Genomic DNA, 17,593 nt, shown 5'->3' with positions numbered 1-17,593 from the left:
GCGTTGTTGTCAGATGCCACGCGGCACAAAGTCCAGCACTGTGGCATTAATACAATAACGGGCACTGCCATTGGGGCCGTCATAAAACAAATGTCCCAAATGAATGCCGGACTTTTTCGCCCGGATTTCAGTGCGCTGCATGCCATAACTGTTGTCGGTTTTTTCTATCACAGCACCTTTTACCGCGCGGCGAAACGACAACCAGCCGGTGCCTGAGTCAAAACGGTCACGGGTATCAAATAAGGGCTGGCCACTGAGTTTGTCGGTAAAAACACCATCCGGCGTGTTTTTAAAAATTTCATATTGCTGGCAAAACCTGTTGTCGGTGCCTTTATCAAAGGCCACCTTAAAGGCCTCAGAATCACCTAATTTAAAATACCCCAGCGCCTGATAAAACTCAGCGGCACTCATGGCGCCCTGACGGCCAAACTGTTCCACACCATTGTCTAGAAACAAAATGGTTGGGGTGGCAAAAGTAGGCGTTTTTAGGCTAAGCCCCTGCAACTGCTGCGCCCGGCGAAAATGCATCGGAATAGAACCCTGATAATGATCAGCCACTTCACGTTTAAAAATGGCGCAATAAGGGCAATCCGGCGCGTCTATCACCAGAATATGCTGGCCTTTGAGCATTACACTGTTGTCGGGATTAGCATCGGGTGTGGCTTCAGACTGAGCGGCAAAACGCACACCTGTGGCATGATCGGGGCAATAACCAGCCGGATTTTTGGCCAGATAATCCTGATGATAATCTTCGGCCGGGTAAAAACGTGTTAACGCTTTAATTTGGGTTTGAATTTCACCATAACCTGCCGCTGTCAGCAGTTGCTGATATTGTGCTGTTAATGCCAAAGCGGTTTGTTGTTGCTCTGGTGTGCTGTAAAGCACTATCGAGCGATATTGGGTGCCAATATCATTGCCCTGCCGGTTTTTTTGGGTGGGGTCGTGCTGCTCAAAATAAAACTGCAGCAAAGTGCTGCTACTGATAAGCGCAGGGTTGTACGTGACCTGCACCACTTCGGCAAAATTATCCGGGTTCATCCGCTGCTCCGGCGAAGTGATGGCCTGATAAGTTGGGCGCACCCCACGGCCATCGGCATAACCGGCTACCGCATCCACCACACCTGGCAAAGCTTCAAAACGTTTTTCCACTCCCCAAAAACAGCCGGCACCCAGCACCAGTTGTTCCAGCGAAGCTTTGTTTTGCTCTGCCCTGACCGCTGGGCTGCTCAGCAGCAGACCAGCCAAAGTCAGGCACAGGGCACCGCAGTGAAATACTGCCTTCAAGCCTGATTTTAATTTTGTCTTGTTCATCTGCACTCCTGCTGTTGCTATGTCGCTGTTGCTGCAAGATAAGACAGGCACTTTTGGCAAAATATTTCAGCGCAACTGTGTTATTGCTGCAGCAAATGCCAAATCAGCAGTAAATGACAACACACCACCACCAAAGTCAGCCTGTTGCGCAGCTGCAAATACAGCGGATGATATTGCATATCAAGCCCAAACCAGCGCTCGCCCAGCCTTAACAGTAAAAACAACAGCAGCTCCACCGCCAGCAAGGCACTGTCGGGTAGCACTCCGGCGCTAAAACTCAGGATCGGCAAGGCGACGGCAAAAAAAGCCAGTGGTTTAAAAGGCGCTTGTTGTGACCAGACCGGCCAGAGCACACCGGCCATAAAAGCCAGAATAATGGCGCTGTAGCGCTGAAACATTGCCAGCGGGTCGAAGCCCGGCAGCAGCGGCCACCACACCAGCAAGGTTAATAACAGAAAAGGAATTAAGCCGGCATAACCCAGCGCTTGTAATAACCGCATACTACGCTTCGCGATAATCTGAACCTGAATTGTATACGCAGCAACAAACTGACTGGATTAGCTATGGGCCAAACAGCCAAAAACACATGGCTAGGCCGCAGCAAAGCTGCCGCAGCCTGAAGAGGAAAAACCTTAAGAAAAAAACTGAATTTACTGCCAGATTTGACCGGCCAGGATGCCGGCAAAAATCACCATGCCCACATAATGATTGTGTAAAAAAGCGCGGAAACAGCCGTCGCGGCCACGTCTTGCCATCCGGTGCTGCTGCATAAACAGCAGCAAGGCCACCACCAGCGCCACACCAAAAGGCCAGCCCAAGCCGGCAATAGCACCGGCCCACTCTAACAGCGCCAGCGCCCCAAGCTGCAGTATGGCGATGATCCACAGGTTATAACGGCCAAATAACCGGGCGGTCGATTTTACGCCGATTTTTTCATCGTCCTGTTGATCGACCATGGCGTAAAAAGTGTCGTACGCCACAGTCCACAACAAATTGGCGGCATAAATCAGCCAGACCAGCAGCGGCAACTGCCCCTGAATTGCCATAAAACTCATCACCATGCCCCAGCTAAAGGCGGCGCCCAGCACCACCTGTGGTAAATGGGTGATTCTTTTCATAAAGGGATAACTGGCGGCCAGCAGCACAGCCACCAGCGACAAAGCGGCACTGCGCCAATCCAGAAACAATAATAATGAAGCCGACAACACTAATAACAATACAAACAGCTGCAAGGCTTCAGTGGCGCTCACTTCCCCTGTGGCCAGAGGACGCTGTTTGGTGCGCTCCACAGCGCCGTCAAAGTGGCGATCGGCATAGTCGTTAATGACACAACCGGCGGCCCGCATCAGCACCACACCCAGGGTAAACACCAGCAACATCGACCCATCCGGCATGCCGTCACTGGCCAGCCACAAAGCCCAATAAGTCGGCCATAACAATAAAAAAGTGCCAATGGGTTTTTCCAGCCGCATCAGTCTGCTGTAGGGGCGCCAGTTTTGCAGTGTTAATGCTAATTTCATCAGTCCAGCCATCCGGTTAAAAATATTTCCTGCACCAGAAATTCATGTTGTTGCAACGAAAAATACGAGCGCCGTCCCCAGAGTTCGGTATGCGCCGCGCCAGGTACTGCCGGCAATTGCAGCCCTTGTGACAAACAAAGCACCTCAATACCACCCCGGCTTAAATCAGGCTGGGTAAAAATATATTCCCCCAGCGGTTGTTCGCCCAACTGCGCCAGCGGTTGCAGCGCCGCTATGGTGTTGTCGGGTAACCAGCTTTGGGCAAAAACCGCAGGCTGACCATCCAGCGACATCAGCACTTCACGACACAAACCATGGCTGCAACCCCAGCGTTTTGCCAAAGCCGCTGGTAATGGTTGATGTTGTTGTTGCAACAGCTGCAGCAAAAAACCCGGTTTATAGGCTTTTAACTGGCGGGTTAACGAGCCCTGTCCCGACAACCAGGGCAACCACAATGGCGGACAAGGCGCCGATTCCAGCGTACGCCAGAGCAAAGATTCAAACAAATGTGCGGGACTTAACAGCATAAACCGGTGATCAACAACAAAAACTGGCGGCATCATAACAACTTCAACCGGCTTTTTCAGCAAAGCCGGTGATCAGTGCAACTGGGCTTCACCGTAAAAATATTAAAGCGCTCTGGCAAAGTGACGGCGCCGTGAACATAGTTAACAAGCCGCATCAGTCAGGTTACGGCTTGTGGCGAATTGGCAGGGGCAATTGTTGTTTCCTGATAGCCAGCTCTGACGGCCTCAGGTACACTTGTCAGCCTCAGGAGTTCAACAAATCTCAGTGTGGTTTAGATGAAAAACATATTTGCGCTGCTGTTGTTATTGGTAAGTTCGGTGACACTGGCCCAAGAGGCGGCACCAGCCAAACCCAAAGTGGTTTATTACGGTTTTGATCCGGATATTGTGACCAATTACGTCACCACAGGGCAAAAAAGCCTGGGTTATGTGCGGGTGACCATGGAGCTGATGATTAAAGATGAAAAATATCTGCCGATTATTGAGCACCACGAACCGCTGATCCTGAATGCCATAGTGGCCACTTTTGGCAAAGAGCCGGAAGACATGATTAAGTCGCTGACCGGCCGCGAAGAAATCAGATTAAAAATTTTACGCAACCTCAATGAGTTACTAAAAAAAGAAACAGGGGTTGAAGCAGTGCAGGATGTGCTTTTTACCAAGTACCTGTATCAATAACTGTCGTACTTCCCACCATAAAAAAACGCCGGCATGCCGGCGTTTTTTTATGGTTTGGTTTTAGCCTGTCTTTCACCAAAGTTAAACAGCCTTGTGCTTAGGCGCTACGGGCCCGGATTGCGCCAACGCCAGCAACATGCCACTGCCAAGGCCAAACAGATGCGCCCAGTTGGCGGTATTGACCCACAGCATGTCGGCAAAACCGAGCAGTAAAAACAGCAGTGCCATGCCAATATCGGCACGCCCCAGACGCAGCGGCTGCTGCTTAAAACGCCAGCCGTACACCCAGACAAAACCGATCACAGCGTAAACCACACCGGACAAACCACCAAAGTTGGCGTCTTTAAACAAAAACTGCGCGGTATTACTGAGCACTGCCGCCACCAGACTGAGCCAAAGCAGCACAAAACCGCCGAGCTGCCGTTCTATCCGGCCTGCAAATAACCACCAGGCGAGCAGGTTAAATATCAGATGGGCTGCCGAAAAATGCAGCAGCGCAGGTGTCAGCCAGCGCCAGCTGAACCACTGTTGCAGCTCGCTGCTGTTATGAAAAAACGTCAGTGTCTGATACAAAGGCAAAGGCCAGATTTGCTGGGCCACAAACACCAGCACACAACACAAAGCGATAGCTTGGGTGACCAGGCCCGACATCAGCCGCATCCGCCGCCAGATGTCGCCAAGGCCAAGGCTTTGGCTGGCTAGCGCAGGCTGATTCCGGCTCCAGGCTGCCTGACTGTACTTGTCCAGTTCCGGGTTTTGTAAAAACAGCTCCAGCTCCTGCTGCACCTGCGTAATACAGTCGGGCGCACTGAAAATTTCCGCTCGCTGTGGATTTTGCACCACCACACTGACATGCCAGCCTTTGCCCACACAATAATCGGCAAAGGTTTGCGCGGCGCTGGCAGAGTTCAGCTCAGCCAGTTTTAACATCAACTGTTATTCCTCGCCACGACTAAAAGGGTAATTATGGCGCCAGCCTTCAAAACCACCGTCCATGCTGTACACCTCTTCAAAACCCTGCTGCGCCAGATATTGCGCCGCACCCTGGCTGGAATTGCCGTGGTAACACACCACCACAACAGGGGTATGGTAGTCGTGCAGCTGGGTAAACTGATGCAGACTGGTATTGGTCAGGTGATAGGCACCTTCAATATGACCGGCATTAAAACTTTGTTCATCGCGGATATCGGCAATTACCACTTGCTTTTGTTGTAATCTGGCAAAGGTTTCAGCAATAGAAATATGTTTAAAATCAGACATAACAACCTCAAAAACTTCGGATGGTTCGGGCCACTACAGGCCGGCAGTACTGAGCGCCATAGTAGCCCAACCACAAAAAAATAGCAGCCAAAGCCCTGTTGTTTTGCGGTTTTGCGCCTTGCTGCCACTTTGCTATTAATTTAATGTTAACGGTGCTAGAGTAATTTTTTTGTTCGCCGCAACTATTCGCACTCAGTGCAGGGAGACTTTATGAGCAGCCTTATTACGTTATTGATCATTGGCTTATTGTTGTTATACGTCATCAGCATCTTTAACCAGCTGGTCAAACTAAAAAACCGTTTTCAAAATGCCTTTGCCCAGATTGAAGTGCAGCTCAAACGCCGTTATGACCTGATCCCCAATCTGGTGGAAACTGCCAAAGGATATATGTCGCATGAAAGGGAAACGCTGGAAGCGGTGATCCAGGCGCGTAACGCAGCTTTTGCTGAATTAAAAGTTGCTGCTAACAATCCGTCAGATGCCGGTGCCATCAGCCATCTGGCCAGCGCCGAAGCCACACTGCAAGGCGCCATGAGCAAATTTAATATGGTGATGGAAGCTTACCCGGACTTAAAAGCCAACGAAAATATGCTGCAACTTTCGGAAGAGCTCACCTCCACTGAAAACAAAGTGTCGTTTGCCCGTCAGGCCTTTAACGACGCAGTCACCGCCTATAACAGCTACAAACAAAGTTTCCCGCCCGTGTTATTAGCAGGTGTATTTGGTCATCAGCAGGACGCCAAACTGCTGGAATTTGCCGACACTGTGGCCATTCAGGCCGCACCTAAAGTGAGCTTCTAGTTTCGATGGCAGTCGATTTTTTTCAGGCGCAGGACCAGGCCAGACGCAACACAAAACTGCTGGTGTTTTTATTCGGTCTGGCGGTGCTGTCACTGTTAGTGCTAACGAATCTGTTGCTTTGTATCACTTTGGGCGTGATGCAACCTGAACAAAGCGCTTTGTTGCTGAACCCACAACATCCGCAGTTTTGGTCGGCCCTGCCGTGGAAAGCCATCAGCATCACCAGTCTGGTGCTGATTTTGGTGATCAGTATTGTTATTTTGTCGAAACAGGCCGAACTCAGTAAAGGCGGCAGAGTAGTAGCACAGGCGCTTGGCGGCGAATTGTTGATTAAAGCCAATGCCAATGAACAACAAAAAGTGCTGCTTAATGTGGTGTCTGAAATGGCCATTGCTGCCGGAGTACCAGTGCCGCCGGTGTATTTATTGCCGGAAAAATCTATTAATGCTTTTGCCGCCGGTTATTCACCGGCTGACGCTGTCATTGGCATCACCCAGGGCTGCCTGGATTTACTCAGCCGCGACGAATTACAAGGGGTGGTCGCTCACGAGTTCAGCCATATTCTGAACGGTGATATGCGGATGAATATCCGGCTGATTGCACTGTTGCATGGCATCTTATTTATTGGCCACGCCGGTTATTACCTGCTGCGTAGCAGTGGCCGCAGTTCTTCCGTATTGAGCTCAGGGCGCAGCAGCAAAAATAATGGTGGTGGATTGCTTGGTCTGGCTTTGGGGTTAATGGTGCTGGGTTATCTGGGGTCTTTTTTTGGTAACCTGATTAAAGCCGCCGTCAGCCGGCAACGTGAATTTCTGGCTGATGCCAGTGCGGTGCAGTTTACCCGTAACCCACAAGGCATAGCAGGCGCACTCAAAGCCATAGGCGCAGTCAGTATTGGCAGCAGGGTACAAAACCCCAATGCCGATGAAATGAGCCATTTATTTTTTGGTGAAGCCGTCAGCCGCTGGACCAGCTTATTTGCCACTCACCCGCCTTTGGCAGAACGGATTAAAAAAATTGAGCCCAGCTGGCTTGGCCAGTTTCCAAATGCCGAACAACTGCAAAAACGTCGCAAAGGCAATGACACCAGTACAACGGCCAGCAGCACAACGACAAGCTCCACTGCACAGCCTGCCAGGCCATCACAGCCGCAGGCAGCAGCGCTGTTAAGCGCCTTACCCGCCTTGTTATTACACAGCAGTCAACACGCGCCTTCAGCCCCGGCCTTGTTATGTGCCTGTCTGGTGCAGCCAGAGCAACTGGCCAAACACTGGCATCTGATCAAAGAACTGGGGCAGGACGGTTTATTGCAGGATGTGGACACTTTGTACGACCAGGTACAGCTGCTGCAACCTTTGCAAAAACTGCAGCTGCTGCAGTTAATAGCCCCCAGCCTGAAACAACTGACCGCCTGGCAGTTTCGGGAACTCAGTGAACTCTGTGAGGCTATGGTGAAAGCGGATGGCCGGCAAGACTTGCTGGAGTCCTGTGTGCTGGCTTATCTGCAGCTGTGGATTGGTGTGCACTTTGACAGCTCGCTGCTGCACAAAAAAGACAGAGCCAGCCGTTTTCATCAGGTACAACAACCGGCATTACAATTGCTGAGCCTGTGCGCTGAACAAAGTGCTGAGCCAACATCGGCCTGGCAGGCTGGTTTGGCCGCTGTAGCGTTAGACGCTCACACAGCTCAGCCCGACGTCAGCCCGGCACAATTGTCAGAGCTGCTGCCGGATTTAATTCACACTGCGCCAATGTTAAAAAAACAACTGGCCGAGATGCTGGAAGCTGCTGTACTTGCCGATAAAAACACCAATGAAAACGAGGCGTTACTGCTGCAACTCTTGCTGATGGTACTGGAGATCCCAAAAGTACCCAGCGCCTGGTCAAGCTAAAGGCCGGTAGTTAAGGCCGCAGCATGTCGAAAAAACCGCCAGAGCCGGCGAATTTATTCTTTAGCTCTGGCCTTGCCTTAGGTAGAATGTGCGCCCTTTAGTTAGTGGATCCATCCTGATGTCCGATCAACGCCTGTTTTTAGTTTACGACGCTGCCTTTGATGATATGGACGCCGAAGGCTGCCCGGCATTTGGTTATGTGTTGTTATTTACCGAACAGGATGTTGAAGAATACCGCTCAGGTGAAAACCCACCTTTTCCTGCGGTTTCGTTGTTATTTACCGATCATGCCGACGGCAGCATCAGTGGCGACCTGTTAGGCTGGGCGCAGCTGGATCACGAAGTGTTCCGCACTTTCCCGCTGGGTTACTTTTTTATGTTGATGGAACAAGCCGCTCAGGTGGCCATTAATGCTTACCGCCAGGTCGGTCAGGTGCCGGATAAACTGATTGCGCAAAACATGCCGCAGGACGACTTAATTCAGTTTGATGTGCAGTTTGGCGAGTTGCAGTTATCCGACAGCGATGCCGAATTGCAGCTGGCACAACAAATGATGGCCGGCCGCCCTTACCTCGACTCCTAAGCCTTGCTGGCCCGGCCTTTTGCTGCCGGGCGCAATCCAACCCCGCCCTTTTTCCGTAAGCTGCTGTATCTCTTATTATTCAGACACAATTCAGATGGCCCATCACAAACTGCATTTGCCGGAAAAAATCTGCTTATGTTGTGGTAAAGCTTTTGCCTGGCGCAAAAAATGGCAACGCGACTGGCCGCAGGTGAAATATTGTTCAGAACGTTGCAGAAAAAATCGCCACCCTCGTGACAACACAAAGTAAATTGTACCGACAATAACAATTTACTTTGTGTTAACGTCGAATAACCTGATTTGCAAAACAAGGAAGCTTCTGATGAAAACCACTTTACTGCTGAGTCTGCTGATGTCTGCCCTGCTCAGTGGCGCTGTCGCTGCTGAGACTGATCTCAGCCCCTATCAGCCACTGCTCGAGCGTCAGCAATACCGCAAGCTACAACAACAGCTGTCTGCCGTGCCCGACTTTGCCAGCCAGCCGCAACTGCAACTGCTGCATTACAAAAGCATGCTGTCACTGGGCGAAGATGAAGCTTTAGAGCCCCTGCTGGAAGCGCAGCGCAAACAATATCCGGCCGACGCTGAATTGTTTTACCTGTCGGCCGCCAATAAATTTAATCTGGCCCAGGCCGGCAGTTTGTTCTCGGCACCGGGTCGCGCCAAAGCCGGTTTGGCCTTGTTACAACAAGCCATTGCGCTTCAACCGGATGAAATAAAATATCAGCAGGCACTGGTCAGTTTTTATGCGGCAGCGCCCGGCATCGCCGGTGGTGATATCGATGAAGCCAATAAAGTGGCAGAAGCTATTGCCAAAAAAGATGCGGTACAGGGCACTCTGGCCAAAGCCAAAGTGTTGCAGCAGGATGATGTGAAAAAAGCGCTGCAGCTGTTAAAAACCGCTATTGAGCAGCAACCCCAACAAGCCGAGTTATTGCAAAGTTATGCCACTTTGCTGAGCATGGATAAACAACATCTGCAAGCCAGCAGTTATCATCAGCAAGCTGCTGCTTTATTTACCGAACCCGGCAAACAATATGAAAGTTTGTATCAGGTGGGCCGCCTGGCTGCAGTGGAAGGTATTGAGCCTGACAAAGGCGCGCAGGCGCTGAGTCGTTTTATTGAGTTTTTCCGCGACAGCGACCATCCGTCTTATTCCTGGGCATTATTGCGGCTGGCGCAAATTCAGTTAAAAAGCCAGAACAAAGCCGCAGCAGAACAAACCATAGCGCCGTTACTGGCAAAAGAACCGGCGCAGAAAACTCTGCGTAACGAATTAAAAACCTTTATAAAACAATTAAAAGGTTAATAAGCAACGGCAGCGTTTTGGCGCTGCCGTTTTCCTGCCAATTTTTGTTTTTCTGTCAAAAGCCCCACTGCAGTTCTTCACACGAGCGGATATACTGTTTTTTTATTTTTCCTCTGGAGCTGCTGTATGGTAAAGCCTATTGATATGTCGTTGGTTGAAAATGCTTTGGCCGGTTTTACCATTCCGCCCCAACCCGACGTATTGCTCAGGATCAAACAGGAAATTGAACTGGAAGATCCGGATATCAACACCATAGCCGCGCTGATTAATATGGACATCGGCATTGCCGGTTTTACGCTCAAAGTGGTGAACTCGGCTTATTTTGGCCTGCGCCGCAAAATCAGCTCTATTGAACATGCCTGTAAATTTCTGGGTTTAAACCGGGTGATTAAACTGGTCACCAGTGTGGTGCTGCGTTTTACCTTAAGCGACGGCCGCAGCGACCCCTTTACGCTCAAACTATGGAACAGCGCGATGAATGTGGGCAGCGCCGCCATGCTGATAGCGCAGCAGCTGCGCCTGGGCAGTGATTGTGCCGATGACTGTTATAGCCTGGGTTTATTTCACAATGCCGGTATCAGCCTGATCCAGGCGCAGTTTCCCGACTACGCCAAGGTGCTGAAAGTCGGTTTGAGCAATCAGATGCTCTACACCGAGATTGAACAAAGATATTTCCATACCAACCATGAAACTCTGGGTTATCTGATAGCGCAGGCCTGGGGTCTGGCGCCGGAAATTATTAATGTAATTGCCAACCATCACAATCCGGATGCAGTGTTGTTATCCACTGATTTATATGAAAAACGACTGTTTGCCATTTTAAAACTGGCCGAGCACCTGACCGGCGAAGAAGCCAGCCTGTTTGATGTAACCCTGGAGCAGGAATGGCAGCAGTATGGTGAAGCTGTGCTGGATATTCTGGAGCTGGATGAAATGCAAATGCCGGATTTAGGTGATTATTTATTGCAAAACGGCGTTGAAAACCACTATCACCGTTAGTCCCTCCTGCTGATATTCCGCGAGAGTGCAAAAGAGCCATCAGCCGTTGCACTCTCGTTGCGCAGCGGCGCGCGATAGCGGCACAACAGGGTGCAAAGCTGCACCAGTATTGGGCAATAGCCGCTGTCTGAATACGTATTCATCTTGTTGTCACAGTCAATTCACGTTATCAAAGCAGGCATCGTAGTTTTGCAACTGAAGACAAGAGCGCAAACCAGGCGCCAGTCGACTTCATAACAACATGTTTTTGCAGAAAAAGCTGGCAACAAAGGCGGGTAAAACCCGCCTTATTGTTGTTTGGACCTTTCCGCTGCTTTGTGCACGCTGCACGCAAAATCTGTCTGCTATGCTAGCTACAACAAAAAAACAGCAGTCCGAAAAACGGACTCAAAGCACTTTGACGGGGAATCATAATGCAACAACACAAGCCCAATCTCAGTTTTTGGCAAATCTGGAACATGTGTTTTGGCTTTTTGGGCATTCAGTTTGGTTTTGCCCTGCAAAATGGCAACGTCAGCCGGATTTTCCAGACTTTGGGCGCCAGCATTGATGAAATTCCTATTTTATGGATCGCCGGTCCGCTGACCGGTTTATTGGTACAACCTGTAGTGGGTTATTTCAGCGATCGCACCTGGAATAAACTGGGCCGGCGTCGTCCGTACTTTTTTTATGGTGCAGTGCTCACCACCCTGGCGCTGTTTTTTATGCCCAATTCACCCACTTTGTGGATGGCGGCCGGCATGCTGTGGATTTTAGATGCCTCCATTAACATCACGATGGAACCTTTCCGTGCTTTTGTTGGCGACAATCTGAACCAGCAGCAGCGCCCGCTTGGTTTTTCGATGCAGAGCTTTTTTATTGGTATTGGCGCCGTGGTAGCTTCTGCTCTGCCTTATATGCTCAGCAACTGGTTTGATGTGGCCAATACAGCGCCGGCCGGTGAAATTCCTGACTCAGTGAAATATTCGTTTTACGCCGGTGGTGTGGTGCTGTTTGCTGCCGTGCTCTGGACAGTGATGCGCTCCACCGAATACAGCCCGGCGCAGCTGCAGGCCTTTGGTGAAGCCGAAGAGGAAGTTACCCCTGCCAGCGAAAATAAGGCCCGTTATTGGCGAAGTGGCGCAGTATTCAGCCTGATAGGCGCTGCAGCTGTGGCTTTGGTCTGGTTTTATAGTCTGGATAAACAGCTGTATGTGCTGGGCGGCTGTTTGCTGGCTTTTGGTTTATTGCAGTGGCTGGTCAGCGCGCAGAAAAACCAACAAGGCAACGGCATGTTAGTGCAGATTGTCGACGACTTATTTACCATGCCAAACACCATGCGTCATCTGGCCGTGGTGCAGTTTTTTTCCTGGTTTGCGCTGTTTTCCATGTGGATTTACACCACAGCTGCTGTCACTTCAGTACATTACGGAAGTAATGACCCAACCTCAGCCGCCTATAACGACGGCGCTGACTGGGTCGGTTTGTTATTTGCCATTTATAACGGTTTTGCCGCTGTTGCCGCCATTATCATTCCCTGGGTGGTTAAACGTACCTCATTACAAATCAGCCATTGCATCAATTTGCTCTGTGGTGCTCTGGGTTTAGTGTCGTTTTTATGGATCAAAGACCCGGCGTTGTTGTGGTTGTCAATGATTGGCGTCGGCGTGGCCTGGGCTTCAATTTTGTCTTTGCCTTATGCACTGTTGGCCGATGCTTTGCCAAGCCAGAAAATGGGCGTTTATATGGGCATGTTTAACTTTTTTATTGTGCTGCCCCAGCTGCTGGCCGCTTCAGTGCTCGGCACTTTGTTAAAGCTGTTTTTTGACGGCCAGGCCATTTATGCCCTCGCTTTGGGTGCCGCCAGTCTGGTGATTGCCGCCTTGTATGTGCTGACTATCAAAGTAAAACGCCAGCAGCACTCAATGTAAAACTGACGCATTTGCGCACAACACACGGAATTTTCTGATGAAATCGCTGATAAAACCCATATTTCCTTTTGCCGCCCTAAGCGCAGCACTGCTGCTCAGTGCCTGCCAACCTGCTGCTGACTCAGCCGCCACCAACAGCACAGCGCCTGGCGCACCCGGCGCAGCCTCAACCTGGGCTTATGCCGGTAAACAGGGCATTGGCAGCTCTTACGAGCAGTATCACAAAGGTGCCTACAGCAATGAGGCAGCCACAGGCACTGTGTCCAAAGTATGGTTTTCACTGGCACAAGGGGTTGTAACTGAAACCATGGCAGGCCTGATTCATCAGGCGCAGTTACGGGAAATGCAGTTTGTGGTTAAAGGGGCTGGTTTTGTGGATGAAGAAAAAACCGCCACAGTGTCCAGCATTGATTATTTATACAAAGATGCCGCCGGCCGGCCTTTGTCTTTGGCTTATAAAGTGGTGAATAAAGCAAAAAACGGCCAATACGAAATTGAAAAACATATTTTTACTGACCCATCGGGCCAAAGTCTGGTCGTGCGCAGTTATTTCCGTGCTTTTGCCGATAATCTGCAGCTGTTTGTGTATCTGGATCCTGCCCTTGGCAACACCGGCAGCAATGATAAAGCCTATATTAAAAACAACCAGATCCATGCGGTTGAAGGCAGCTCAGCCTTGACATTGATCAGCCAACCGGCCTTTATCCAGGCCAGCACAGGTTTTGTTGGCGTGTCCGACGGTCTCACTGAACTGAAAACCAGCCAGAGCTTTAACAACATTTACCAAAGTACCGGCGACAAAGCAGGTAATGTGGCTGCTCTGGCACAATTACCTGCGGTAAACAAAGGCGAAAGCGGTCAGTTTGATTTGGTACTGGGTTTTGGCGACAGTACTGAGCAAAGCCAGCAAGCCGCTGAAGCAACTTTTAAACGTGGTTTAGACCAGGTGTTAGCCGAATATAACGGCCTGGGTGATGCCATCGGCTGGGAAGATTATCTGCAAAGCCTGCCGCAGCTCAACACCCTGGCGGGTACGGCAATGGACAACGGCAAACTGCTGTTTACCAGTGCAATGGTACTCAAAGCACAGGAAGATAAAACCCATGCCGGTGCTTTAATCGCCTCTTTGTCGAATCCCTGGGGTGATGTAAAGTCGGCCGAACAAAGCCAAACCGGTTATAAAGCGGTATGGCCACGCGACTTTTATCAGGTAGCGATGGCGATGCTGGCTTTGGGTGATGAACAAAGCCCAAAAGTAGCTTTTGAATATTTAACCAAGGTACAGGTCAGCGATAAAACGCCGGCTTATGTCGGCGCGCCGGGCTGGTTTTTACAAAAAACCCATGTTGACGGCACCCTGGAATGGGTCGGTATTCAGCTGGATCAAACCGCTATGCCAATTATGCTGGGCTGGCGTTTATGGCAACAAGGTTTGCTGTCGGAAACTGAGCTTAAAGACTGGTATCAGCGCATGCTCAAACCTGCCGCCGATTTTCTGGCCAAAGGCGGCAATGTCAAACTGGATTGGAATGACATTCACTTAACACCGCCGTCCACCCAACAGGAACGCTGGGAAGAACAAGGCGGTTATTCACCTTCGACTATTGCCGCTGTGATCAGCGGTTTGGTAGTGGCGGCTGATATTGCCAAAGCAAGTGGTGATGCTGCATCTGCCGAACTGTATTTAACCAAAGCCGATGAATACAGCGCCGGCCTGGAAGCCAAAACTTTCACCACTAAAGGCACTTTGAACAAAGCACCGAGTGATGGTCAGTATTATCTGCGTATTAACAGCAATGATGATCCAAACGATCAGAGCAAACTGGCTGATCGCAATGGCATCAGCAATATCAACGAAAGTGATGTGGTCGACGGTGGTTTCCTGGAACTGGTGCGTTATGGCGTACGTAGTGCCAATCACCCGGCCGTGCTGGCCACCTTAGGTGAGCTGGACGATCAGAATCTGCCGGATGCCCTGCGCGTCAAATATGAGTTCAGCTTTGCCGGCATCGAAGGTACCTTACCGGGCTGGCGCCGTTATGGTCTGGATGGTTATGGTGAAGACACCAACACCGGCATGGGTTATGCCAAAGGTCCTAACGACAGCAATACCGCCGGACAACGGGGCCGGGTCTGGCCAATTTTCTCCGGTGAACGTGGTCACTATGAACTGGCTGTACTACAACAGCAACAACAGCCACTGAGCGCTGAAAATCTGCAGCCACTGCGTCACAACTATGTGCAGGCAATGGAACAATTTGCCAATGAAGGCATGATGTTGCCAGAGCAAGTGTTTGATAACGTTGGCAATAATTCGGTGTATCAATACAGCGCCGGTGAAGGTACCAATGGTGCTACCCCACTGGCCTGGAGCCATGCTGAATATATCAAACTGTTACGTTCGCTTAACGATCAACAGGTATGGGACAGATACCCGCCGGTTGAGCAGCGTTACAGCAAACCATAACGGTTATTCGACAAAACCGGCTCTCCCGCCCCCGGTGTCTTGCAGCGATGCAAACATCGGGGGTTTTTTCTTTGTGGGCTGGGCAGTCGATCTGGCTTGTGCCTTCAGCGATCAGACTTCAGTTGTCAGGTTTTAGTTGTGAGGTTTTAGTCGTCAGGCTTTAATTGTCCGTTACAGGCAGGAAATTCAGCGCCAGCGATGTTGCCGCCACAGCTGTTGCTGTGCTTCAGTTAAAAAGGTCCAGGCAATAAAACGGCTTTGTTTATTGCCCTGAGCCATTTCCACCAGATGTTGGGCTGTAACACCGGCTTGTTGTAAGGCATTTTGTAACGGCGCCACATGCTGTTGTTTGGACACCAGACAGCTAAACCAGAACACCTGGGAAGCAACAGCTTTGCTTTGCTCTATCATCCGGCGGATAAACGCCAGCTCGCCGCCTTCACACCAGAGTTCATGCGCCTGACCGGCAAAGTTAAGCGCCGCAGCATCGTCACCCAGCCCCAGATTCTGTCTTTTGCGTTCACTGCCGGCACTGGCATCTGCCGCACTCTGATGAAAAGGCGGGTTACATAAGGTGACGTCCAGATATTCACCCGGTTTAAGCAGATGATCAAAAATATGCTGATCTGACGTTTGCTGGCGCAGTTTAATGTTATTGCCCAGCTGGTGGGCGTCGATCAGCTGCTGCGCATGGGCCAGTGCGGTGCTATTGATATCAGAAGCCAACACCTGACAGCCGAAAGTTTTTACCGCCAGCAGCGGATAAATTAAATTGGCACCACAACCTATATCCAGCAGTGTTAATTTACTGAATTTCGGTTTTTTACCCTGATTGTTTTGTTGTAATAAATCAGCCAGGTACAGCAGATAATCCAGCCGCCCCGGTACAGGCGGGCATAAATAACCTTCAGGTAAATCCCAGTGTGTCAGGCCATAATGATGCGCCAGCAAGGCCTGATTTAAGGTTTTCACCGCTTTGGGATCAGCAAAATTGATGCTGAGCTTACCGGCCGGTGTGGTTTGCAAAAAAGGCGTTAACGCCGGCAAAGTGGCACGCAGCGCCGTCATATCATAACCCTGCTGATGCGGATTAGCCGGATGCAATTTGGCCGCAGCGGCCTTGGCGCGCTGCGGGGCAGAATGTTTTTTCATAAAAAGGCAGGTCAGATTGAGTCAGTTGGTGCGGCTCCACAAGAGCGGCGCACTATGATTTTAGGTTCAATTTCGGTTTGTTCGATATTTTCCTGCGCAATCAGCTTGAGCAGATTCACCACCAGCATTTCACCGGCCAACGTAGTGTTTTGCTGAATAGTGGTCAGTGCCGGCGAAGCAAAAGACGCCACCGGAATATCGTCAAACCCCACCACAGCCACATCAGCCGGCACCTGCATACCTTGTTGCTGCAAAGCGCGCATCACACCAATGGCAATCAAATCACTGGCGGCAAAAATGGCGTCTGGTTGATGGCCTGCCGCCAGCAGCTTTAAGGTGGCGTCAAAACCGGCTTGTTCAGTGGAGATAGCATCAAACTGTGGTACTGCTTCCGGTTTAATATCCTGCGTTGATAACGCCTGAATAAAACCCTGATAACGCTCAAAAAATTCCGGGCTATGTTCAGAAGCATTGCCAATAAACGCAAAAGAGCTGCGGCCAAGCTTGAGCAAATGTTCACCAGCCAACCGGCCACCCTGCTGATTATTACTGCGGATGGTAAATTCCGGATGGCCCTGCACCTTGGCACCCCAGCAGACAAAATGGGTTTTTTGCGCCAGCAGCTGGTTGAGCTTTTCTTCGTAATCAATAAAGTCGCCGTACCCCAACAAAATAATGCCGTCGGCTTTTTTACTGTCTTCGTACTCAGCATGCCAGTCGTCACACAGCTGCTGAAAAGACACCAATAAATCGTGGCCTCTTTTCGTGCAGGCGCGGGTAATGCTACCGAGCATCGACAAAAAAAACGGATTAATTTGTGAATCGTCTACTGTAGGATCTTCAAACAACAATAACGCTAAAGTACCACTGCGTTGTTTACGCAGGTTGCTGGCGTTTTTATCCACTTTGTAATTGAGCTGTTTGGCAATGGCAAAAATACGATCTTTGGTTTCCTGATTCACCGCCGGGCTATCACGTAAAGCACGGGAAACCGTCGATTGAGAGACTCCGGCCTGATAAGCAATATCAAATGATGTGGCTTTACCTTTCATGGCTGTGCCCCGTCAAAACCCACTGCTGACAGGGGATGAATGCTGCTGATGATGGAGACTGACACCGCACTTACCTCAGACTTTGCCGAACTGCGAGCAGAACAGGCGCAAACTCCTGTTCATAAGGAGTGC

General features: G+C 50.4%; 17 protein-coding genes. 9 read left to right on the top strand and 8 right to left on the bottom strand.

The window, feature by feature from the left end; genetic code table 11:
• Nucleotides 1-9: 9 nt before the first annotated feature.
• The 4 genes from msrA to N3Z11_RS00890 form a co-directional block, all read right to left on the bottom strand.
• Nucleotides 10-1,311: a peptide-methionine (S)-S-oxide reductase MsrA gene (msrA, locus tag N3Z11_RS00905; RefSeq protein ID WP_260655255.1), complete on the bottom strand. Its 1,302-nt coding sequence runs from the start codon at nt 1,309-1,311 to the stop codon at nt 10-12.
• An 80-nt stretch (nt 1,312-1,391) separates the two neighbouring features.
• The gene (locus N3Z11_RS00900) at nt 1,392-1,811 is read right to left on the bottom strand and encodes a DUF3429 domain-containing protein (RefSeq protein WP_260655254.1); all 420 of its coding nucleotides are present in this window, start codon (nt 1,809-1,811) and stop codon (nt 1,392-1,394) included.
• 150 nt (nt 1,812-1,961) lie between these two features.
• Nucleotides 1,962-2,831 (bottom strand): 4-hydroxybenzoate octaprenyltransferase, encoded by an 870-nt coding sequence (gene ubiA / locus N3Z11_RS00895; RefSeq protein ID WP_260655253.1) that lies wholly within the window; start codon nt 2,829-2,831, stop codon nt 1,962-1,964.
• Nucleotides 2,831-3,358 (bottom strand): chorismate--pyruvate lyase family protein, encoded by a 528-nt coding sequence (locus N3Z11_RS00890; RefSeq protein ID WP_260655252.1) that lies wholly within the window; start codon nt 3,356-3,358, stop codon nt 2,831-2,833. The genes ubiA and N3Z11_RS00890 overlap by 1 nt, the downstream gene beginning before the upstream one ends.
• 276 nt (nt 3,359-3,634) lie before the next feature.
• Here N3Z11_RS00890 and N3Z11_RS00885 point away from each other — a divergent pair, with 276 nt between their 5' ends.
• On the top strand, nt 3,635-4,036 hold the full coding sequence (locus N3Z11_RS00885) for a flagellar basal body-associated protein FliL (RefSeq protein WP_260655251.1): 402 nt from the start codon (nt 3,635-3,637) through the stop codon (nt 4,034-4,036).
• A gap of 81 nt (nt 4,037-4,117) precedes the next feature.
• Here the strand turns inward: N3Z11_RS00885 and glpG are convergent, their stop codons facing one another.
• Together glpG and glpE are read right to left on the bottom strand one after the other, a co-directional pair.
• On the bottom strand, nt 4,118-4,966 hold the full coding sequence (gene glpG / locus N3Z11_RS00880) for a rhomboid family intramembrane serine protease GlpG (RefSeq protein WP_260655250.1): 849 nt from the start codon (nt 4,964-4,966) through the stop codon (nt 4,118-4,120).
• Nucleotides 4,967-4,972: 6 nt separating this feature from the next.
• Entirely contained in the window at nt 4,973-5,296 is a 324-nt protein-coding gene (glpE, locus tag N3Z11_RS00875; protein ID WP_260655249.1) for a thiosulfate sulfurtransferase GlpE, read from the bottom strand.
• Nucleotides 5,297-5,506: 210 nt separating this feature from the next.
• On the opposite strand from glpE, the gene N3Z11_RS00870 reads away from it, so the two are divergent.
• The 8 genes from N3Z11_RS00870 to N3Z11_RS00835 all read left to right on the top strand — a co-directional run bounded on the left by N3Z11_RS00870 (nt 5,507) and on the right by N3Z11_RS00835 (nt 15,257).
• Complete coding sequence (locus N3Z11_RS00870) at nt 5,507-6,097, top strand: LemA family protein (protein ID WP_260655248.1); 591 nt, start codon at nt 5,507-5,509, stop codon at nt 6,095-6,097.
• A 5-nt stretch (nt 6,098-6,102) separates the two neighbouring features.
• Nucleotides 6,103-7,989 (top strand): M48 family metallopeptidase, encoded by a 1,887-nt coding sequence (locus N3Z11_RS00865; protein WP_260655247.1) that lies wholly within the window; start codon nt 6,103-6,105, stop codon nt 7,987-7,989.
• A gap of 118 nt (nt 7,990-8,107) precedes the next feature.
• On the top strand, nt 8,108-8,572 hold the full coding sequence (locus N3Z11_RS00860; protein WP_260655246.1) for a hypothetical protein: 465 nt from the start codon (nt 8,108-8,110) through the stop codon (nt 8,570-8,572).
• Between the two features lie 94 nt (nt 8,573-8,666).
• Nucleotides 8,667-8,822 (top strand): DUF2256 domain-containing protein, encoded by a 156-nt coding sequence (locus tag N3Z11_RS00855; protein ID WP_260655245.1) that lies wholly within the window; start codon nt 8,667-8,669, stop codon nt 8,820-8,822.
• Nucleotides 8,823-8,894: 72 nt separating this feature from the next.
• Nucleotides 8,895-9,881 (top strand): hypothetical protein, encoded by a 987-nt coding sequence (locus tag N3Z11_RS00850; RefSeq protein ID WP_260655244.1) that lies wholly within the window; start codon nt 8,895-8,897, stop codon nt 9,879-9,881.
• A gap of 126 nt (nt 9,882-10,007) precedes the next feature.
• Nucleotides 10,008-10,880, top strand: a complete 873-nt coding sequence (locus tag N3Z11_RS00845) for an HDOD domain-containing protein (RefSeq protein WP_260655243.1) — start codon at nt 10,008-10,010, stop codon at nt 10,878-10,880.
• Nucleotides 10,881-11,293: 413 nt separating this feature from the next.
• Nucleotides 11,294-12,790 carry an MFS transporter gene (locus N3Z11_RS00840; protein WP_260655242.1) on the top strand — a complete coding sequence of 499 codons (1,497 nt, stop codon included), beginning with the start codon at nt 11,294-11,296 and terminating at the stop codon, nt 12,788-12,790.
• A 37-nt stretch (nt 12,791-12,827) separates the two neighbouring features.
• The gene (locus N3Z11_RS00835; RefSeq protein ID WP_260655241.1) at nt 12,828-15,257 is read left to right on the top strand and encodes a glucan 1,4-alpha-glucosidase; all 2,430 of its coding nucleotides are present in this window, start codon (nt 12,828-12,830) and stop codon (nt 15,255-15,257) included.
• 186 nt (nt 15,258-15,443) lie between these two features.
• On the opposite strand, the gene rlmF is transcribed toward N3Z11_RS00835, so the two are convergent.
• Both rlmF and N3Z11_RS00825 read right to left on the bottom strand, forming a co-directional pair.
• Nucleotides 15,444-16,409 (bottom strand): 23S rRNA (adenine(1618)-N(6))-methyltransferase RlmF, encoded by a 966-nt coding sequence (gene rlmF, locus N3Z11_RS00830; RefSeq protein WP_260655240.1) that lies wholly within the window; start codon nt 16,407-16,409, stop codon nt 15,444-15,446.
• 11 nt (nt 16,410-16,420) lie between these two features.
• Nucleotides 16,421-17,461: a LacI family DNA-binding transcriptional regulator gene (locus N3Z11_RS00825; protein WP_260655239.1), complete on the bottom strand. Its 1,041-nt coding sequence runs from the start codon at nt 17,459-17,461 to the stop codon at nt 16,421-16,423.
• Between the last annotated feature and the right edge of the window lie 132 nt (nt 17,462-17,593).

This window comes from Rheinheimera sp. 4Y26 (assembly GCF_025245835.1).
GTDB lineage: Bacteria > Pseudomonadota > Gammaproteobacteria > Enterobacterales > Alteromonadaceae > Pararheinheimera.
This window is presented reverse-complemented; position numbering and strand designations above follow the sequence as displayed.